The sequence below is a fragment of the Neolewinella aquimaris genome, from assembly GCF_014197245.1.
Classification (GTDB): Bacteria; Bacteroidota; Bacteroidia; order Chitinophagales; family Saprospiraceae; genus Neolewinella; species Neolewinella aquimaris.
This window is the reverse complement of the sequence record NZ_JACIFF010000003.1, coordinates 169196-189613: the sequence shown is the minus strand read 5'-3', so window position 1 is coordinate 189613 and position 20418 is coordinate 169196. Positions and strand designations below refer to the sequence as shown.

Annotated in this window: 17 protein-coding genes; 6 read left to right on the top strand and 11 right to left on the bottom strand. The window is 59.1% G+C overall.

Translation table 11 applies throughout. The features are described from left to right. Window positions 1-155: 155 nt before the first annotated feature. Both GGR28_RS07445 and GGR28_RS07440 read right to left on the bottom strand, forming a co-directional pair. Window positions 156-1850 carry a DUF6089 family protein gene (locus GGR28_RS07445; protein ID WP_183495142.1) on the bottom strand — a complete coding sequence of 565 codons (1695 nt, stop codon included), beginning with the start codon at window positions 1848-1850 and terminating at the stop codon, window positions 156-158. Window positions 1851-2045: 195 nt separating this feature from the next. Beyond that, window positions 2046-2543, bottom strand: a complete 498-nt coding sequence (locus GGR28_RS07440; RefSeq protein WP_221233833.1) for a hypothetical protein — start codon at window positions 2541-2543, stop codon at window positions 2046-2048. A 45-nt stretch (window positions 2544-2588) separates the two neighbouring features. On the opposite strand from GGR28_RS07440, the gene GGR28_RS07435 reads away from it, so the two are divergent. Both GGR28_RS07435 and GGR28_RS07430 read left to right on the top strand, forming a co-directional pair. Next, window positions 2589-3374 carry an acyl-[acyl-carrier-protein] thioesterase gene (locus tag GGR28_RS07435; protein WP_183495141.1) on the top strand — a complete coding sequence of 262 codons (786 nt, stop codon included), beginning with the start codon at window positions 2589-2591 and terminating at the stop codon, window positions 3372-3374. A gap of 75 nt (window positions 3375-3449) precedes the next feature. Beyond that, on the top strand, window positions 3450-4766 hold the full coding sequence (locus GGR28_RS07430; RefSeq protein ID WP_183495140.1) for a serine hydrolase domain-containing protein: 1317 nt from the start codon (window positions 3450-3452) through the stop codon (window positions 4764-4766). Here GGR28_RS07430 and GGR28_RS07425 read toward each other — a convergent pair. After that, window positions 4709-6556, bottom strand: coding sequence for a lamin tail domain-containing protein (locus GGR28_RS07425; protein ID WP_183495139.1), 1848 nt, complete (start codon window positions 6554-6556; stop codon window positions 4709-4711). The genes GGR28_RS07430 and GGR28_RS07425 overlap by 58 nt on opposite strands. A gap of 207 nt (window positions 6557-6763) precedes the next feature. Between GGR28_RS07425 and GGR28_RS07420 the strand changes: the two genes are divergently transcribed. After that, the gene (locus GGR28_RS07420) at window positions 6764-8182 is read left to right on the top strand and encodes a CCA tRNA nucleotidyltransferase (RefSeq protein WP_183495138.1); all 1419 of its coding nucleotides are present in this window, start codon (window positions 6764-6766) and stop codon (window positions 8180-8182) included. 332 nt (window positions 8183-8514) lie between these two features. Here GGR28_RS07420 and GGR28_RS07415 read toward each other — a convergent pair whose 3' ends face one another. The 5 genes from GGR28_RS07415 to GGR28_RS07395 all read right to left on the bottom strand — a co-directional run bounded on the left by GGR28_RS07415 (window position 8515) and on the right by GGR28_RS07395 (window position 14174). Further along, window positions 8515-9822, bottom strand: a complete 1308-nt coding sequence (locus tag GGR28_RS07415; RefSeq protein WP_183495137.1) for a glycosyltransferase 87 family protein — start codon at window positions 9820-9822, stop codon at window positions 8515-8517. Continuing rightward, window positions 9822-11390: an NAD(P)/FAD-dependent oxidoreductase gene (locus tag GGR28_RS07410; protein ID WP_183495136.1), complete on the bottom strand. Its 1569-nt coding sequence runs from the start codon at window positions 11388-11390 to the stop codon at window positions 9822-9824. Before GGR28_RS07410 ends, GGR28_RS07415 begins: the two co-directional genes overlap by 1 nt. Before the next feature lie 34 nt (window positions 11391-11424). Further along, window positions 11425-11844, bottom strand: a complete 420-nt coding sequence (locus GGR28_RS07405; RefSeq protein ID WP_183495135.1) for a hypothetical protein — start codon at window positions 11842-11844, stop codon at window positions 11425-11427. A gap of 98 nt (window positions 11845-11942) precedes the next feature. Beyond that, complete coding sequence (locus GGR28_RS07400; RefSeq protein ID WP_183495134.1) at window positions 11943-13835, bottom strand: cation:proton antiporter; 1893 nt, start codon at window positions 13833-13835, stop codon at window positions 11943-11945. A 39-nt stretch (window positions 13836-13874) separates the two neighbouring features. After that, window positions 13875-14174 carry a YbaB/EbfC family nucleoid-associated protein gene (locus GGR28_RS07395; RefSeq protein WP_246416479.1) on the bottom strand — a complete coding sequence of 100 codons (300 nt, stop codon included), beginning with the start codon at window positions 14172-14174 and terminating at the stop codon, window positions 13875-13877. Window positions 14175-14299: 125 nt separating this feature from the next. Here GGR28_RS07395 and fabG point away from each other — a divergent pair, with 125 nt between their 5' ends. From fabG to GGR28_RS07380, 3 genes are read left to right on the top strand one after another with little or no spacing between them, the layout of a single operon-like run. Further along, a complete protein-coding gene (fabG, locus tag GGR28_RS07390; RefSeq protein ID WP_183495132.1) occupies window positions 14300-15031 on the top strand; it encodes a 3-oxoacyl-[acyl-carrier-protein] reductase in 732 nt (243 codons plus the stop codon). A gap of 51 nt (window positions 15032-15082) precedes the next feature. Continuing rightward, window positions 15083-15787: a glycosyltransferase family 2 protein gene (locus tag GGR28_RS07385; RefSeq protein WP_183495131.1), complete on the top strand. Its 705-nt coding sequence runs from the start codon at window positions 15083-15085 to the stop codon at window positions 15785-15787. Between the two features lie 2 nt (window positions 15788-15789). Next, window positions 15790-17388 carry a cellulose synthase family protein gene (locus tag GGR28_RS07380; protein WP_183495130.1) on the top strand — a complete coding sequence of 533 codons (1599 nt, stop codon included), beginning with the start codon at window positions 15790-15792 and terminating at the stop codon, window positions 17386-17388. A gap of 233 nt (window positions 17389-17621) precedes the next feature. Here the strand turns inward: GGR28_RS07380 and nqrF are convergent, their stop codons facing one another. The 3 genes from nqrF to GGR28_RS07365 form a co-directional block, all read right to left on the bottom strand. Continuing rightward, on the bottom strand, window positions 17622-18896 hold the full coding sequence (gene nqrF, locus GGR28_RS07375; protein WP_183495129.1) for an NADH:ubiquinone reductase (Na(+)-transporting) subunit F: 1275 nt from the start codon (window positions 18894-18896) through the stop codon (window positions 17622-17624). A gap of 62 nt (window positions 18897-18958) precedes the next feature. Next, on the bottom strand, window positions 18959-19570 hold the full coding sequence (gene nqrE, locus GGR28_RS07370; protein WP_183495128.1) for an NADH:ubiquinone reductase (Na(+)-transporting) subunit E: 612 nt from the start codon (window positions 19568-19570) through the stop codon (window positions 18959-18961). Between the two features lie 83 nt (window positions 19571-19653). Next, window positions 19654-20412, bottom strand: coding sequence for an NADH:ubiquinone reductase (Na(+)-transporting) subunit D (locus GGR28_RS07365; RefSeq protein WP_183495127.1), 759 nt, complete (start codon window positions 20410-20412; stop codon window positions 19654-19656). Between the last annotated feature and the right edge of the window lie 6 nt (window positions 20413-20418).

The following is a 20418-nucleotide window of genomic DNA, read 5'->3' as shown; positions in this document are numbered from 1 at the left end:
CAAACCGTTAAGCCTATTCATAAATCAAAACCCGCTACAATCTGGATGGCCCCCTACAACGGACGGTAGTGACAAAGGTGCGGCTTTTCTAAATAAAAGAGGGTGCTTCCGGCTGGGAAGCACCCTCTTTGTACAGATTAACTGAACTAGTGGGATCAGTTGTTCAGGTCGATCATCCGGGTTGGCTCGGTAGCTACCGGAATTACCACGCGGTTTTCACGCAGGGTAGCTCCTACCGGTTGCTTCTCGCCGAAGCCAATCGTAGACAGGTTGGCGGGGTTGGCACCCTGGCGCTCGGAGTAGTCGCTGGCCGAAGTGGCACGACGCTCGGAGAGGCGCTGGTTGTACTCATCCGAAGCGCGACGGTCGGCGTGACCTTCGTAGCGGATCGAGAACTCGTTGGCACCTTCCAGAGAAAGGAAGCGGTCGATCTCCTCGATGATCATGCGATCAGGACGGTTCAGGCTAGCCACATCGGTGGGGAAGTAGATGCGGTCGATCATGATCGTACCGTTGATCGAGTCGATGCGGATGTGCTTGAAGTCCTGGCCTTCGAGGAGCTTACCGTAGCGCTCGATGCGCTCCTGCAGGTTCTCGGGGCGGTTGGTGGGCAGCGGGCAACCGTTGCGCTCGGCAACACCGGCCTCATCGGGGCACTCGTCGTCTTTGTCGGCAATTCCGTCACCGTCGCGGTCGGGGCAGCCGTTCGTGCTGGCGGGGCCGGCTTCGGCGGGGCAGTCGTCGTCTTTGTCGGCAATTCCGTCACCGTCGCCATCGGGGCAGCCGTTCAGGCTCGCCAGACCGGCCTCATCGGGGCACTCATCGTCCTTATCGGCTACTACGTCGCCGTCGCGGTCGGGGCAACCATTGGTGTTAGCGGGACCGGCCTCGGTGGGGCAGTCGTCGTCTTTGTCGGCAACACCGTCACCGTCGCCATCGGGGCAGCCGTTCAGGTTAGCCAGACCGGCCTCGTTGGGGCAGTCGTCGTCTTTGTCGGCAACACCGTCGCCGTCCGCATCGGGACAACCGTTGGTGTTAGCGGGACCGGGCTGAGTGGGACACTCATCGTCGTTGTCGTTCACGCCGTCCTTATCCGCGTCGCGGGCACCGAATCCTACGGAGTAGGTCAGGCCGAAGAAAGCGTAGGCGTCGTCGTCGGTAGGATCACCGGACTGCGAAACGCCGTCAATGAGGTCGGCTCCGGTAATGCGGAAGCTGTAGTCGAGGCCGAGGGCAGACTTGGGCGAGAAGTGGTAGCGAAGACCTACGCCGATGGGGAATACTACTCCACCGCTGTCGTCGAGCTGGTCGGAGATGTCCTGCTGGATAGCAGCAGCACGGCCTGCATTAGTGGGCTCACTGGTGTTGTAGTCGGTCATGACGTCACCCCAGATACCGTAACCGATACCAGCGGAAATGTAGGGAGACAGGCCGGGGTTGAAGGTATAGTCGTCATTGAAGCGACTGCCGTAGAAGGGGGTAAGCTCAAAGGAGAGGCTCGGTTCGAAGATGTTGGTTTCGGAGGTGAATCCTCGAGTTACCCGGTTGGCATCATCGCTCTCGGTGTCGTCTCCGACCAGCTGACCGTACATAACGGCGAAGCGCAGAGCCAGGGCGTTACCGAGGCGGCGGCGGAGGAAAATGCCTCCAGCGGGTTGTGCATTGTTGAAAACAACAACATCGTTATCGACGAGATCACCGCCGAGTGCGGAAGTTCCGAGTTGCAGACCGAACTCCCAGGGATAGGGGCTTTCGGGTGATTCCGTACTTACGGAGCCTGTAGTGACTCCCTGGCTGTAGACATTGAGGCCAGTGAGCACTGCTAGGACTAATAGTAGTGGCTTAAGCATATTTGCGGGTTTGACGTATGGTTGTTTTCAAAGTTGGAGCTGTCCGGGGTGAGATCGGACCATCTACCGATCTATCGCTTACGCACCATTTTTGTTCAGGGCGTTAAGTTTCAAGGTGCAATTTTAGGACTTTATACCGTTACGGAGATAGTATTTATGTCAAAGCCTCCCTAAAACGGCCTTTTTAGTGCTCCGCTAGCTACACTTCCCCCGACGGTGGAAGCGCAATAAGTGCCCCGCGGCCGCTTCGTTGTACAGTTCCAACACCAGTGAACCCCGCTTGCTCCCAACCGGGGGGAAAAGGATTTTCAACGGATTATGGACGTAACCGTCTTCCCCGAAGAGCGATAACTGGTGACGGAGCTTCGGAGGCAGGCGAAATGCCCGCAATTCCGTCAAGTCGGCCGGTATGGGTACGTCGCCGTAACCCTGCTCCCGCAGAAACTCCCGAATCATGCCGTACGTCTGCTCCGTTCGGCCGGCCGCAAAGGTGATGACGAAACGGTAGCCGTCCGAAATTCCCCCCTGTCGGCAATCCCCCGCATGTGGAAAATCATGACGTAATTGTGGTTCACTATCCACCACGACCTCCGGCTCCTCCTGCGGGGTAGCATCAGTTGAGTGGATCGCCTTACCGAAAGAGGCGATGTACACCGGTCTCCGTAGTGGCCGTGCGGTAGCATTAGCTCCCATACTTTATGTTTTGAGTTGCTCAAAACTAAACAAAAAGTTTATTTTGTGCCGATAAATTCCCCTTCCCCCCTCGCTCACTCCCCGCTCACCGAGTACGTGGACTCGCGAATACTGGCTTCGGCGGTAGGGCCCCACCGCCGACTTACGCTTCCCCACCTGATCCGCCTCTTCCAGGAAGCGGCCATGCGCAACACCGACCGCCTCCAGATTTCGAGCGGCGACCTCATGCACGCCTACGGTCTTACCTGGGTGCTGCACCGGCAGGTCGTGACCGCTACCGCCTGGCCGGTGATCGGAGATGAAGTGACGGTAGTGACCGCCCCCACGCACATCGAACGGGGACTGATGACCTACCGCGACTTCTACCTCATCGACGCGAAGGGCCAACCGCTGGTCTCTTCCACTTCCGTCTGGTCGGTCATGGATTACAGTTCGCGCCGCATCAAGCACATCCCTCCGGCGGTAACCGCCCTGCTGGATCAAATGCCACATCCCGGATCGCGCCTGCCGGTCCCCGGAGACAAGCTTGCCCTACCCGCCCGTACCGATGCCGAACGCAGTTACCGGGTAGGGTTTTCCCACCTCGATTTCAACGATCACCTGACCAACCCCGCCTTCGCCGAACTGATGCTCGAACCGCTGGACATCAATTTTCTCCGCCACCACCTCCCGACGCTGGCCGACATCGTGTACCGCCACGAAGCCCGCTACGGTGATTTGCTCACGGCTACTTCGAGTACCGAGGCCGGTCGGGCGACTGCCTTCACCCACACGCTGCGACGGGAGAGCGAGGTGCTTTCCGTCATGCGCACCGAATGGGCGGACCTGTAGAATAGGCGTTATCGTACCTTAGTCATTGCTTTTACCACATCGACCTTGCACCCGCGTGCCCGCCAAAACGTTCCTATGCGCCTGCTTACTTTCTTGGTCTTCCTTACCACCGGACTGAGTGCCCAGAGTGTCCTGGAGGATTCCATCCGCTCGGTACTCGAAGCGGGCGTCGAGGCCGGTGCCTTCCCCGGCGGCCAGGTGCTCGTCTGGCACCGGGGTGAGCCGCTGGTACACGTAACGGCGGGCTACCATACGTACGACCGAATACGTCCTACCCGACCCGATGACGTGTACGATCTGGCCTCCGTTACCAAGACCAGTTCCGGACTACTGGTCATGATGCAGCAGTACGGTGAGGGAAGACTGAATCTGGACACCCCCATCGGTGCCCTTTTTCCCGAGCTCTACCGTACCGATAAGACGGATATTCCCCTGCGGTCCGCCCTCGCCCACCGGGCCGGACTCCTCCCCTGGGTGCCCTACTGGCAAACAACCCTGCGCGGGGAAGCGCGCTACCCCTGGAAGAAAAAGTGGGACCCCACCCGCACGAACGATTATCGCTTCCGCAACCGCACAATCAAGCGCGACAGCTCCCGCCGGTTTCCCATCCGGCTTACGGACGACCTCTGGCTGCACCGCAAATACCGCGAGCGCCGCATCTACCGGGCGATCGAAAAATCACCCCTCAAGCCGCCGGGAGATTACGTCTACTCCGGCCTCCTGTTCTACCTGCTCCCCGAATACGTCGAACGTACCACCGGTACGGATTACCAGCGCTACCTACGCGAAAATTTCTACGATCCGCTGGGTGCTACCACCCTGGGTTACCGTCCGCTCGACCGGGGCATCCCCCTCGACCGCATCGTGCCTACCGAAGTAGACACTTTTTTCCGGATGGACACCCTGCACGGAGTGGTACACGACGAGGGCGCGGCCATGATGGACGGGGTAAGCGGCAACGCCGGGCTCTTCTCCACCGCGGAGGACCTGGCCAAACTGTACCAGATGCTGATGAACGGCGGAGAGTACCAGGGCCGGCGCTACCTCACCGAGGAGGCAGTGAAGGAGTTCACCCGTTACCAGTATCCCGACGAAGGGAATCGCCGGGGACTCGGCTTCGACAAGCCCCTACTGCAGTACGACCCCAAACTGAGTTCGGTGGCTGAGGCGGCTTCCCCCTCCAGCTTCGGACACAGCGGATATACCGGCACCTTCGTGTGGGCCGATCCGGAAGCCGAGTTGCTGTACGTATTCATGAGCAACCGCGTTCACCCAAGTCGGGAACGCCGCGCCATCTATGAGCTCAACATCCGGCCCCGCATCCACGAAATGATCTATTCCTTTATAAACCGTAAAGATTCGGTGCCCGACCCCCGTCGCAAGCGCAAGTAGTAGCTGCCGGCCGGAAGCGACGATAATTCCAGTTTGGGTCCATGGCCTTCGTACACCGCTACGCCATCACTGCGGTATACGGTCACCGCCTCGTCGTCTCCCACTTCACCACTCAGGTAGATCCTACCGGTGGTGGGATTCGGGTATAGCCGCAGTACGCCACTATCGAGCCGTACCGCGACCGGTCCGTGTATTTCCTCCGAGCCGTCGAGATCGATCTGCCGCAACCTATATATATTCTGTCCGGGGTAGGGCCGGTGATCCACCAGTACGTAGGGGCTCGTCCCCCCGGTGACGGTACCGATGTGCTCGAACACCCGCCCGGCCTTGCTGCGCTCTACGACGAAGCGAGCGTTGTTCGATTCCCAGTCGGTGGCCCAGTCGAGCCGTACCGCGTTGTGCAGCGATGTAGCGGTGAAGGAGCGCAGCCCGACCGGCATTACGCTCTGGACACAGGGCGAGGAGGTGATCCCGGCCTGGCGGGCGGAATGGGGTTGGTAGCCACCGGCGAGGTTGCCGTCGGGGAAGAGGGAGAGTGATTCACCGGCCGGGGCATCGTCAAAGCTCACCTGGGCCACCACGCGTCCCGCGGCATCGCGGAGGGTTACGGATTCGGCACTGTCGTCGTTCAGGCCCAGAAAGCCGTTGGCGATGCCATAGTTGCAGTCGTCGCCGATGGTCCCCGCCCCCGCAAAGACCGTGAAGCTCTCCCCCGGAGCCAGCACGGTGCCCTCCGCAAAGGTGAACCGGGGGCCGGAATTGGAGGCGTCGTGCAGGGTATGTCCGTCGAGGGCATGTGCTTCCGAGCCGGCGTTGTACACCTCTACGAATTCGTCGGCGGGGGTGACCGCTCCATCTCCGTTGGTATCCTCGGCGGGAGCGGCCAGTACTTCATTGATCACCAGGCTGCTCGGGGCACACTGGTCGGTGGTGAATTCCAGAGGTAGCTGAAGGTCGCAATCGCCGCCGGTCACTTCCAGCAGGTAGCTACCGCCCTCACTGAGTCCACTCAGCTCGAGCTTCCCGTCTGCATGGTGGGCGGGATTGTCGCCGGCGATGGTTCCCCCTCCACTCAGTTGCGCGACCACTCCGGTTTCCGCGCCGGTATATGGGATGCTCAGGCGTAGGCCATCCGGACCGTCCGTAAAGTCTACGCAATTGACCGTCGGCTCCCCGAGTTTCAGGCCACACACGGGGGTACACCTTCCGGAACGGCCCGTAGCGATCACCCGCACGTTATCGATGCCGGCTACGTCGTCCCCGTTTTGGTCGAAGAAGAGGACCAACTTCGCCGTTTGGGCGGTACCGGGAACGGATACGGTATCCGAGATCCACCCGGGGGTAGAAACCCCGCCTCCGTTCTGACCATCAACGAGGATCACCGTTCGTTCCAGGAAGCCGTCGAGGTAGAGTTCGTAGCCAAAATCATCGCCGCCATCGTAACCTATTATACTATAGTCGAAGACGAAGCGGGGCAGGGTCAGGTTGCAGATGTCTCCGGCGTCGAAGGTCAGGCGGCTTACCGCACGCGCCGAGATCGGGTTATCCACATCCCGGGCCGCCCAGAACAGGCTTCCGTTGGTGGGTCCGTCGATGCCCCTGATTTGTTCCACGGTATTCCAGGTCGGCAAGCTTCCCGCACCGTAAGGGATTACGTCCGTGCTGTAGGGCAAATTCTGTTCCGCATCCGCCTCGAAACTCTGCCAGTAGATGGTTTCCTGGGCGGGGGCGCGGGTGCTGGGTAAATAGGCAAAGAGCAGTATAAGTAGGCCCGGGTATAAATGACGCATAACTTTTTTTGCGCATAGGTAGGCTCCGCCACTCTACTGGGGGTGGAATCGTGTTAAAATTTGGAACAGCCCGGTGGAATTCAAATAATGTCGTCCACCCGACATTTGACCGCTACTCCCCCGCGGAGGGCTGCCGTTGGATCAAAAGATCGGCCATCCCGGGGTACCGTGTGTAAACTCAAACTACCTCTTATCTTCGCGCTCCGTATGATATTTCAGATTAGGAAAGACGAACGTAAAATTTTCGAAGTCATCGGTCGGGCCGCCGAAGACCTGAACTTTCCTACTTATGTGGTGGGGGGATACGTGCGCGACCGCCTGCTCGCCCGCCCCAGCAAGGATCTCGACATTGTTTGCGTAGGGAGTGGGATCGACCTGGCCCGCCGGGTGGGGGATTGCCTGCACCCCCGCAGCCGGGTGACGGTATATAAGCGGTTCGGCACGGCGGCCCTCAAACACCGTGACTTGGAGATTGAATTTGTGGGGGCACGCAAAGAATCGTACCGCTCCGATAGCCGTAAGCCCACCGTGGAATCGGGTACCCTCGCCGACGACCAGAACCGGCGCGACTTTACCATCAACGCCCTGGCCATCAGCCTGAACAAGCACGACTACGGCACCATCATCGATCCCTTCAACGGACTCGAAGACCTGGAGGCCAAGCGCATCGTTACGCCCCTCGAGCCGGGAAAGACCTTTAGCGACGATCCGTTGCGCATGATGCGGGCCATTCGGTTCGCTACCCAACTGGGGTTCACGATCGATCCCGCTACTTTCCGCTCCATCAGCGAAAACAAGGAGCGCATTAAAATTATCAGCTGGGAACGGATCGCCACCGAACTCAACAAAATAATGCTGGCTTCCCGCCCGAGCATCGGCCTTCGCCTACTCGATAAATCCGGGCTACTGGATTACGTGCTCCCCGAACTGGCCGCCCTACGCGGCGTGGAGAGCCGCAACGGTCGAAAGCACAAGGATAATTTTATTCATACGACCAAGGTGGTGGATAATCTGGCCGAACGCAGCGACGATTTGTGGTTGCGGTGGGCCGCCCTGCTCCACGACATTGGGAAGGCCAAAACCAAGCGCTGGGAAGCGGAGGCGGGCTGGACCTTTCACGCCCACGACGCGGTCGGCGAGCGGATGGTCCCCAAGGTCTTCCGCCGCCTGCGGTTGCCCAACGATAAGCTGAAGTACGTGCAAAAACTGGTTGCCCTGCACCAGCGCCCCATATCACTAACCCAGGAGGAAATCAGCGACTCTGCCGTACGCCGCATTCTTTTTGATGCGGGCGACGACATCGACGACCTCATGACCCTCTGCCAGAGCGACATCACCAGCAAGAATCCACACAAGGTGAAGCGCTACCTCGAAAATTACGAGGGCCTACGGCAACGAATGAGTGAGATCGAGGAAAAAGACCACCTGCGCAACTGGCAACCCCCCATCACCGGCGAACTGATCATGGAAACATTCGGTATCCCCCCGAGTCGGGAGGTCGGATTGATCAAGGATGGAGTGCGGGAAGCAATCCTAGACGGGGCAATTCCGAATGAGTACAGCGCGGCCTACGAAAGAATGTTGGTGGTTGCGGCCGATCTCGACCTCTCGCCCCAGAAAAGTTAGGCGCTACCCCCGCCTGAAACCCCATATTCTTCTGGATTTGTGTCCTTCAGTGAAAATTTAACAAGCTTTTCTTTCGACACCCCACGGTCGTGGGGTGGTGCCCCCCCTACCCCCCGCCCTATCTTTGAGTTATCGAAGGGAACGGTGCAACGTTCCACTCGAGTTTTTCCAAAAAGCGTGTTCATTGATTTTGGCGGCCGGGATTGTTGGTTTTCCCTCCGCCGGTTTTGAAGGTTTGTATTATAATCCCTGCGCTTAAGCGCACTAAATTCCAGTTATTTCGGTAGTTAGAAAGCTACAATTTAAGGTCCGTGCGAAATTCGCACGGGCCTTTATTTTTTCCACCACCTCTCCCCAACGAAGAAAAGCAGGACGGTAGTGTATTCCACGCCCACCAACCAGAGATTCTCCCGGTAGGGTAGATCGACGTAACTGGTATAGGTCAACATGATCAGGTACGACCACACCAGCGGAAAGCGCCACCGAGTAAAGCACGTCAGCACAATCGGCACGGCCAGGTACCAGGGGTGGACGGTGGTCGCACAGATAAGGTATAGCACGAATGCCGCAAGCCAGAGTCCCGGCAAGGATTTCCAGTCGGTGGTGCGGTCGCCCAGGGCCACGATCAGAATGAGTCCCACAGCAAGCCGGGCCAGTAAGGGACCGAAGCGCGCGATCTGATTCCATCCGAGTTCGTAGTAGCCGTAGGCCCGCGCCAGGTAGTACAGGCTGGCGTTGAACTCAAATTTGCGGAAGTACAGGTCGATGCTGCCCCCAAATCCACCGATCACGTCCCCACTTCCAAACAGCAGGGGGGCGAAGAGTAGTCCGGTCACTACGCCCAGCGTCACGAAGAATACCCAGAACGATCGCTTCCAGAGCCGGCGCAACAGGAAGGGGAGCAGCATCAGGGGCAGTAATTTGCTTGCTATTGATAAAGCCATTGCACCCGCGGCCCCGCCATACTTGCTGCGCGTAAGCAAATAAAGGGACAGCAGCAGAAAGCAGATCATCATCCCCTCAAAGTGGATGTTGCCTACGATCTCGGTGATAATGAGGGGATTGAGCCAGTAGTAGAGCAGGCGGATACGGGGAAGGGCAAAGGCACTCAGTAGCTTCACGAGCAACACCAGCGATCCGAGCTCAGCCAAAAACAGGAACAGCTTCATCACCACCGCCGCCCCGTACCAACTGTTCGGACTGATCCAGGCGGCTACCGTGAAGACGGCCTGCGCCAGCGGTGGGTAAATGGAATGATACTCCTGAGAATTTAGTCGATCGAAGAGCTCCCGGCTTAGGCCAGGCACACTGTGGCCCGTCTCCAAATAATAAGCGGGCAAGTGAACGAACGGGTTCTCCCCCCCGGCCACCAGGTGACCGTCCCAAATAAAGCGGTAAACATCATCGCTCAGCAGGGGGAAAGCGAAGACCAGAGCCAGGCGCAGCAGGATACCGAGGGCGATCCAGTACGGCAGGGTAGCTCCGCCATCGCGTGCCGCCACCACGATGAGATAGCCCAGAAAGGCGACGGAAAAGGCCAGAAAAAGAGAGGTGAAATCGGTCCGGTCGACGCCAAACCCCAGATAAAGCACGCCGGCGGCAAGCAGGACTCCGCCCACTACCCTGCCGGCCCCATGCACTAACCCAGCACTTTTGCGGCAACCGCGCGGGCCACGTTCTGCCCGTCCATGGCCGCGCTGAGGATGCCACCGGCAAAGCCCGCCCCCTCGCCGCAGGGATACAGCGACGGCACCTCCGGATGTTGGTACCCCTTGCGGTCGCGCGGGATCCGCACCGGGGAGGAAGTTCGGCTCTCGACCCCGATCACGTTGGCCTCGGCGGTGTAGTAGCCCTTCATTTTACGGCCGAAATCCCTTACTCCCTCGCGGAGGCGGTCGTAAATGCCGTCGGGCAGCAGCTCGTGCAGGGCGGCGGAGTGCAGCCCCGGGATGTAACTGGTCTCCGGCAGATCGGAGGATATTTTCTTATTGACGAAGTCCGGGAGCCGCTGCGCCGGAGCCCGCTGGCTGCCGTCGCCGCCGGCAAACATAGCTTGCTCTACGGCCTGCTGGAAGGCGAGCCCGGCAAAAACGCCCGCATCGGCGAAGGGGGCCAGGTCTTCCACTTCCACGGCAACCACGGTACCGGAATTGGCGTAGGGGCTGTCCCGCCGCGACAGGCTCATGCCGTTCACGACGATCTCACCCGGGGCGGTGGCGGCCGGTACGACCAGCCCACCCGGACACATGCAAAAACTGAATACGCCCCGCCCCTTCACCTGGGTGACCAGTTTATAGCTACTGGCGGGCAGGTTCTCCTCCCGCTCGGCCTGGCCGTACTGAATTTTGTCGATCAGCGGCTGGGGGTGTTCGATGCGCACGCCGAGGGCGAAGGGCTTGGCCTCCAGTCGAATTCCGTGGCGGTGCAACAGGTGGTACACATCCCGGGCTGAGTGGCCGGTGGCCATAATGTAGGCGGCAGCCGACAGGCGGTAGGTGCCGCCTGCTTCGTCCTGTACGATGAGTGCCCGCAAGTCTTCCCCGTGCTCGAGATCGACCAGGCGGTGACCGAAGCGGATCTCCCCCCCGTGGGCCAGAATGGTCTCCCGCATACTGGCCACCACGCCGGGCAGCTTGTTGGAACCGATGTGGGGGTGGGCGTCAATCAGGACGTCGGACTGGGCGCCGTGGTCGACCAGCGTCTGCAGGGCTTTGAGGTAGTTGCCGCGTTTGAGGCTGCGGGTGTAGAGCTTGCCGTCGCTGTAGGTACCGGCACCGCCCTCGCCGAAGCAGTAATTGGAATCGGGATCCACCTCGCCGAACTGCTGAATCGCCCGCAGGCTCCGGCGGCGCGACTGGACGTCCTTTCCCCGCTCCAAAACGATGGGCTTCAGCCCGAGCTCGATGAGCTCCAGGGCAGCAAACATACCGGCCGGGCCGCAGCCCACGATCACGACCGGGGGGGCATCGGCCACATCGCGTAAGGTAAAGGCGGGCGGAGACGCGGGAGCGGGGCCTTCCTCATCGTTCCTTACTTCTACCCGTAACCGGAATACGGGGCGCGCGCCCCGGGCATCGATGCTGCGGCGGTTGACGATGACCTCACCGATCTGGGTTTCGGGCACTCCCTGTCGGCTCACGGCACGACGCAAGGCAGCCGGATCGTGAAGATCGGCGGGGGGAAGCTTTATTTCTAGGGTGGTCGGCATGGAGGGCAAAGTTACGCACTCCCGCCGGGCCGGATCACTTGCTGATGCGGCGGTACTGTCCTTCACCGGCCAGGGTGAAGTCTTCGGGGACGTAGACAACGATCACGACGTTCTCGTATGCATTTGCTTCGGTGCCCTTGACCGCGCGGCGGGTCTTGTCGAAACTGACGAGCGACATCTGATCGCCCTGCACCTGGGGTTTGAGGAGGTAGCGGTTTTGCCGCATGTAGAAGTCGAGAATGTCCTGTTTGACGTTCTGGATCTGCACGCTGGTTTCGATGAGCAGGTCGTCGCCGGGCCAGGTTTTGTACTCGACCTGATCTTTCGGATATACGTCGAAGGACAGGCTATTCACCCGGTCGATATCCACCGTCCGGTGGAAAATGTCCGCTGGATCCTGTGCAAAGGATGCCATGGTATAGCCCAGGAGGGCTAAGGTTATGAGGTAACGCATAGTTTGTATACTCCAGTTATTGCGAGAACGGGGCGCGAGGTTGGTTTCTTGTGCCCACTCAAAATTCAATACATAAAACGCACCCGAAGGTAGGTAAATCAGAGTTCTCCCCGCTCTTCGGTAAGCTCCTTTGGTCGGGCGGCTTCCGGTAATTCGATCCCGAGGTAGACCAGGCAGTACTCTCCGGACGACACATCGATTTCTTCCGGATGGGCGGAAAGGACCTGAAGCGTACCGTCGGGTGCCTTAACGAACAGGGGCACGGAGTAGTTCTCGCGCTCTAGTCGGAGCAGCAGATCGAGAAAGTGTTGCTGCCCGAAGAGCTTCTGTTCGTGGACCATGGCGGCCTCGCGGTGGGCCTCGCTGAAGTTGATGAAATCGTCCGTCCGACTGAAAATGTGTTCCGCATCTTCCGGCGCTTCCTTAGCCTTCATTTCCTCCGCCGTGATGAGGCGGTACGCTCCCCGTTCCCCGAAGATGTCTTCGTAGCGGCTGATGGCATAGGCATTCACGTCATCGCTACCGGTCAGGGCAAGCATGTAACCCACGTCCAGCAGGTCGTACTCGTCGCTCAGGTCGGAATTGTAGATATTGGAGACGATGGCGCGAAGCCCCTTTTCCTGGGCCCGCCTGATGTTGCTGGAGTTGCTGTCGACCAGGAATACTTCCCGGCCCTCGCTCTTCAGGTACTCGGCGATGGTGATGGCGAAGTCGTTCGCTCCCAGAATCAGCACGCCGCTCGACGTATCCTGGATCACCTTCAGCATGCGGGCTACGAATCTGGCAGTGGTGGCGTTGATCAGTACGGTTCCCAGTACGATCATGAATACCAGCGGGGTAATGTACTCCGCCCCCGGTACGCCGTCGGCCGCGAGCTTCAGACCGAACAGGGAGGCGATACCGGCTGCGACGATCCCGCGGGGCCCGACCCAACTGATGAATAATTTCTCGTTAAAACTCAGGTTCCCCCGGGCCGTACTGGCAAATACCGCCAGGGGACGGAGCACCAGGATAACTACCCCAAAAAGTGCCAGAGGCCGCCAGTCTTCCGTGAGCAGCCGCAGTTCCGACATGTTCATGTTGGCAGCCAGTAGGATAAATAGGATGGAGATCAGTAGTACGCTGATCGATTCCTTGAAGGACAGGATTTCCTTAATGCGTGGCACGTCCTTATTGGCCAGCACCAGCCCCATGACCACCACCGCCAGCAGCCCCGACTCGTGGGCCAACTGGTCGCTCACCACGAAGATGAACAGGACGTAGGCCAGGATAAATACGTTGAGCAGGTAGTGGGGCACCATCTCCCGCTTGATGATCTGAAACAGCGCATACCCGGCCAAGAAGCCCAGCGTACCGCCGTAAATGATGATCTGTACGAAGGTGCGCACGGCTTCCCCCGTAAACCCGAGCCCGTGGTCCGTAGAACTGATGAATTCGAAGACCAGCACCGCCACTAAAGCCCCCAGCGGATCGATCAGGATGCCCTCCCACTTCAGGACCGTACTGACGTTGCGGTTAAGGGGAATGTTCTGTAGAATGGGCGCGATCACGGTAGGCCCCGTCACGATAATCAGGGCGGCAAACAGAAAACTAACGCTCCACCCCAGGTTCATGATGAACTGGGCGGCCAATCCGGCCCCGATGAAGGTAACCAGGCTGCCAATGGAAATAAGGCGGAGGATGCTGCGCTGCGTCTCCCTTACTTCCCGAAACTGCAGCGTCAGTCCCCCCTCGAAGAGGATGATGCCGATGGCCAGGCTAACGAAATAGAACAGCGATTCACCGGGAAAGAGTCCGCGCCCCTCGTCCGTATCGCCCACCATCGTGAAGATGGGACTGATGAGCTTACTGCCGTCAGCGGTCAGGAGGGTCGACAGGGGTCCGACCAGTAGTCCGATAACAATGAGCGGCAGAATCGCGGGCACCTTGACGCGCCAGGCGAACCACTGGGCGAAAATTCCAAGTATGATAATTCCCGCTAATTCTTCCATGCAAATTGGGCTGGCTTTCCGGAAGCCTGAAAATAAAGATTATCCGCCAAGTATGCTGCCGAGGCCGCCGGGCAGCATGTTGTCCATCATGCCTCCAGCCTGCTGTGCCTCGTAGGTTGCGGCCTGCTCCAGGGCCCGGTTAGTGGCCACGACGACCAAGTCCTCCAGGGCTTCCAGGTCGGTGGGGTCTACTTGCTCCGGGTCGATGCTTACGTTTTGGATGGTGCGGGTACCGTCGCAGGTAACCTTCACGGCACCGCCGCCGGCCTCGGCCTCGAAGGTCTGTTGGGCCAGCTGCTCCTGCATTTTGGCCTGCATTTCCTCCATCTGTTTCATCATATCTCCGAACATGGTTACATCGTTTGGTGAAGCTATAGAAGGAGGGGGTGGGCGGTTTAGTTTGCCCCGCCCGCTATTCTTTATGCTTGTCCTACCTTTGGCGATCACCAAAGCAAGCTGATACCATGGGTCTACTCGACGGAAAAGTCGCTCTCATCACCGGCGGATCCCGAGGCATCGGGGCCGCACTCGTTCGTTCCATCGCCGCGGCCGGCGCCAAAGTCGCCTTCACCTACCGCAGTTCGGCCGCTACCGCCGATGCCCTCGTGGAAGAACTGGGTTCCGACGTACGGGCTTACCAGAGCGACGCCTCCGACTACGCCGAGGCCGAACATCTCGTCAAGACCGTCGTAGCCGACTTCGGCGGGCTGCACATCCTCATCAACAACGCCGGCGTCACCCGCGATACCCTCATGCTCCGCATGAATGAGGAGCAGTGGGATACGGTAATGGACAACAACCTGAAATCGGTCTTTAATCTCACCAAACACGCGCTGCGGACCATGATGCGGGGTGGCGGCAGCATCATCAACATGTCGAGCATCGTCGGCATCCAGGGCAATGTGGGTCAGGCCAACTATGCCGCCAGCAAGGCGGGCATCATCGGCTTCAGCAAGTCGATCGCCAAGGAAATGGGCAGCCGCAACGTACGCTGCAACGTCATCGCGCCCGGCTTCATCGAAACCGACATGACCGACGAGCTGCCGGAAAAGGTCCGCGAGGGCTACCTGGCCAACATCCCCCTCAAACGCTTCGGGAAGCCGGAAGAAATCGCCAACGCCTGCATCTTTTTGGGTTCCGACCTGGGGAGCTACGTCAGCGGGCAGGTGCTTTCCGTCGACGGCGGGCTGTCGTAAACCGACGTTCGCGGCCGGGGTGGCGGTGTATCTTTGCCCAAACTTTGGTCTTTGTCTCCCCAGCCCCCCGTGATCGATGTGATTATTCCCGCCTACAATGAGGAAGCGAGCATCGGATTGGTCGTTACCGAATTGCCCCGCCACCTGCTACGCGACGTCATCGTCTGCGACAACAACAGCAGCGACCGGACGGCTCAGGTGGGCGCGGACGCGGGTGCAGTGATCGTAAGCGAAAAGCGGGCGGGGTATGGTTCGGCCTGCCTGCGCGGGTTACGGTACATTGCCGAACGACCCGCCGATGAGCATCCCGATATCGTAGTTTTCATTGACGGCGACCACAGCGATCACCCCGAGCAGTTGCCCGAGTTGGTGGCCCCGATCCTGAACGGGGGGTACGATCTGGTCATCGGTTCCCGGGCCCTCGGCGAGACGGAGGCTGGTAGTATGACCCTGCCCCAGGTGTTCGGCAACTGGCTGGCCACAAATCTTATTCGGGTATTTTACGGTTACGAGTTTACCGATCTCGGGCCTTTTCGGGCCATCCGGTATGATTCTCTGGTAAAACTGGGGATGCGTGACCCGGATTTCGGGTGGACGGTGGAGATGCAGGTGCGTGCCGCCCGGGCCGGTCTTCGGTGTACGGAGGTGCCCGTACGTTACCGCAAACGCATCGGAAAGTCTAAAATATCGGGAACGGTCCGGGGTACCCTACTGGCCGGCCACAAGATCTTGTGGACCATCTTTAAACTGATTTGACGATGACCGTAGTGGCATTCGTGGTCCTGGCGATTTATACCTTCAGCCTGCTGTACATCACGGTCTACTGCCTGCTACAGTTCAATCTGCTGTACCACTACAAACAGGAAGGACCCACCGTGGAACCCCCGGCCCTGCCGGCCGGCGCGGCAACCGGTACCTCCCTTAAGAGGAGTACGGGTGCTACTACGCTCACCGCGTACACCACCAAACAGCCGCGCATTTCCGGAATTGACCTTGCACCCGCGGCCCCGCCCCGCTTTCCCTTCGTGACGGTACAGTTGCCGATCTACAACGAGCTGTACGTGATCGGGCGGTTGATCGATGCGGTAGCGGCATTCGACTATCCCCGCGATCGGTACGAGATTCACATCCTCGACGACAGTACCGACGAAACCGTGGCGTTGGTGGCGGAAAAAGTCAAGTACTACCGGGCCCGCGGCTACCAGATCAAACAGATCATCCGCGCCGAACGACAGGGGTACAAAGCCGGTGCGCTGCGCGACGGCACCCAGCTCGCGGGGGGGGAGTTCATTGCCATTTTCGATGCCGACTTCGTACCCGAACCCAGTTTTCTGCGGCGAACGATCCCCTACTTCACGGATCCTACAGTGGGCGTCGTACAGACCCGCTGGGAGCACCTCAACGAAGACTACAGCCTCATCACCCGTTTACAGGCCCTCCAACTGAACGTACACTTCACGGTTGAGCAGGTCGGTCGAATGAACGGCGGACACCTGCTGCAATTCAACGGAACGGCGGGCGTCTGGCGGCGGGCGGCCATCGACGCCGGGGGCGGTTGGCAACCCGATACGCTGACGGAGGACCTGGACCTGAGCATCCGTAGCCAACTGGCGGGGTACAAGATTCGGTACCTGGAGCGGGTGGGCAGTCCGGCGGAACTTCCGGTGGAAATGAACAGCTTCAAGAGTCAGCAGCACCGCTGGATGAAGGGGGGCGCGGAAACGGCCCGCAAGATGCTGCCCGACGTATGGCACAGCGAGCTGGCACTAGGACATAAGGTGCAGGCGACCGCTCACCTGCTGGCTTCGTCGATCTTTCTGTTCGTATTCCTCTGTGGGGTGTTTAGCGTGCCCCTGCTATTTCTCTTCAGCGAACTGGCCCAGTATGGCTTCAGCAAAAATTTCTTTGCCCTCTTTCTCGCCGGGTTGCTGTCCGTGATCGGTATCTACTACGTAGCAAACGTGCAGAGCGTGGCGAATAAAGAAAAGAACTTTGCTAAGTCGGTATTCAAATTCGTCTTCCTGTTTCCCCTCTTTCTTGCCCTGAGCATGGGCCTGTCGCTGCACAATTCTGTGGCGGTGCTGCAGGGGTACCGGGGAAAGAAGAGCCCGTTCGTACGCACGCCCAAGTTCAACATCAGTACGGTGCGCGACAAGCTCAAGTCGAAGAAGTACCTATCCGGTAAGCTGAACTTAATCACGGTGGGTGAAGGGGTGCTGTGCGTATACTTCCTCTTTGCCGTCTGGGGGGCCTTCTACCTACAGAATACCACGTTTGTGGTCTTCCATGCCTTGCTGGCACTGGGGTATGGCGCGATCTTCTTTTTCAGTGTGAAGCACCTCGGCCTCGCTAAGTAAAACGCGGCCTCCCCCGATAGCTATTGGGGCGGGAGCACGATGCTGCCTCCGGCAGCGGTGTAGAATGCTGCCTCCGGCAGCACTGGATGCAACACTGATACGGGCCGAAGAAAGCCTCCCGAAGGTATTCCCAGCAAAGTCCACGAAAAAGCCCGCAGCGCGTATGCGCTGCGGGCTTTCCCCGCGCTGCCGGAGGCAGCTTTGTACTTTCGCGGTCAGGAGACCGCGTTGTACTAGCTACCGAAGTCGTCGAAGGCGATGTTTTCCTCGGGTACGCCGAGCTCATCGAGCATATTCTGAACGGCCTGCAGCATCAGGGGCGGGCCGCAGAGGTAGTACTCGATTTCTTCGGGTTCGGGGTGATCCTTGAGGTAATTGTCAAGGACGGCCTGGTGGATGAATCCGGTCATGCCGTTCCAGTTGTCTTCGGGCAGGGCGTCGCTGAGGGCGATGTGGTACTTAAAGTTGGGGAAGTCCTTCTCAATGGCTTCGAATTCCTCCGTGTAGAAGAGTTCGGCCTTGGAGCGGCCACCGTACCAGTAGCTGACCTTGCGGTCCGTCTTCATGGTGTGGAAGAGGTGGAAAATGTGGCTCCGCAGGGGGGCCATGCCGGCGCCACCACCGATGTAAATCATTTCCTTGTCGGTGGGCTTGATGAAGAACTCACCGTAGGGGCCGGAGATCGTCACCTTATCGCCGGGCTTCTGGTTGAAGACGTAGCTGGAGCAGACACCGGGGTTCACGTCCATGTACGCGTTCTTCTGCCGGTCGAAGGGCGGTGGCGCGATCCGGATGTTGAGCATGATGATGTCGCCTTCCCCGGGGTGGTTCGCCATGGAGTAGGCGCGGAACTGTTCTTCGTCGTTCTTCATCTTGAAGTCCCACATGCCGAACTTGTCCCAGTCGGGCTTGAATTTATCGGCGGGAGCTCCCTTATGGAAAATCGGGTGGGGCGTGATGTCGAAATTTTTGAAGTCGACTTCGATCTTGGGTACGTCGATCTGGATGTAGCCGCCCGATTCGAAATCCAGGCTCTCCCCTTCCGGTAACCGCACCACGAACTCCTTGATGAAGGTCGCGACGTTGTAGTTCCGGTCGACGGTGCATTCCCACTTCTTGATGCCGAAAATTTCTTCGGGGATGTGGATTTCCATATCCTCACGCACCTTCACCTGGCAGGCCAGACGCTTGTGCTCAGCTACTTCCCGACGGGTAAGGTGGTTGAGCTCGGTAGGCAGTACGTCGCCGCCGCCCTTAGTGATCTCACACTCACACATGGCGCAGGTACCGCCGCCGCCGCAGGCGGAAGGCAGGAAGACGCTCTTGTCGGACAGGGCCGTAAGCAGCGTGTTGCCCGGCTGAACCAGTAGGGGATTCTCCGTATCTCCGTTGACGATGATCTTTACTTCACCCTGGGGGACGAGTCTCCGACGGGCCACCAGCAGCATGGTGATGAGGGCAAGCACGATGGCCGTAAAAACTACAACCGCTGCTCCGATGGTAATCATGGTGGGATATTTTACGTATAAGCCGGTTCCGGGACCGACGGTTTATCTATTCAGGGTAAAACTTACTCGGCAACGCCGCTCCAACCGGCGAAGACGGCGGGATCGATACCGGTAAGGCTCAGAAACGCAATGCCCATCAGGCCGGTGATCAGGAAGGCCATTCCCAATCCACGCAGGGCGGGGGGAACGTTGCTGTAGCGAATGCGCTCGCGAATGGCCGCCAGAGCGATGATGGCCAGAAACCAGCCAAAACCGCCACCTAAACCGAAGGCGATCGACTCGGTCAGGTTGTACTCCCGGCTCACCATAAAGAGGCTACCCCCGAGGATGGCGCAGTTCACCGTGATGAGGGGAAGGAAGATTCCCAGGGCGGCGTAGAGGCCGGGACTGAACTTCTCCACCACCATTTCCACCAGCTGTACCGTAGAGGCGATAACGGCGATGAACAGAATGAAGCGCAGGAATTCGAGCTCCGCGGGAATGAGGATAAATTCGTTGATCACCCAGTTGATCGGCATGGTGATGCCGAGTACGAAGATGACGGCAAGTCCGAGTCCGGTGGCGGTGGTCAGGGTCTTAGATACGGCCAGGAACGAGCACATACCGAGAAAGTAGGCGAGCACCATGTTCTCGATGAAGGCCGACTTGATGAAGATGTTGAGGAAGTCTCCCATGGGGTGAAGGATTGAAGGATTGAGGGGGGAGAAGGAAGGATCGGGGGTAAGTAGGGATTGAGGGATTGAAGGGGGGGAAGGCCCTACGATACGTCTACCAACTTCGTGTTGTAGCTGCGCTGAATCCAGATGAAGACGGCGATCACGAACATGGCGGCTGCGGGCAGTACCATGAGGTTGTTGTTGGCGTACCAGCCGAAGAAGCTTCCGATGCCGCTTTCGGCGGCGGTGTTGATCCAGTACTGGGTGGTGTCGCCGCTGGGGCCGATGATGTTCATGGCGATACCGGAACCGGCGAAGAGGCTCCCCTTGCCGAACAGTTCGCGGACGACACCGACGGCGACCAGAATCAGACCGTAGCCCAGTCCGTTACCTACTCCGTCGAGGAAGGAACGCCAGGGCTTGTTGGCCATCGCGAAGGCTTCCAGGCGGCCCATCACGATACAATTCGTGATAATGAGACCGATGTAGACCGACAGTTGCTTATATACGGGGAAGGCGAGGACCTTAAGTGCTTCGTTCACCAGAGTTACGAGGGTAGCGATAATTACCAACTGCACGATCAGACGTACGGCCTTCGGGATAATGTTGCGCATCAGCGAGGTAAACAGGCTCGAGAACGCGCAGACGAATACCACCGCTACCGCCATGACCAGGGAGGGGTACACGAGCGAGGTGACGGCCAGGGCCGAACACACACCGAGTACCTGGATGGTGATGGGGTTGTTGTCGAGCAGGGGGTCGGTAATCAGGATCTTCTCCTTCTTCCCGAACAGGGGCTCCTTTTCCTGACCGGCGGGATCGGCTACGACACCGGTTCTAATTTCAGTTGATTCTGCCATGTTTGT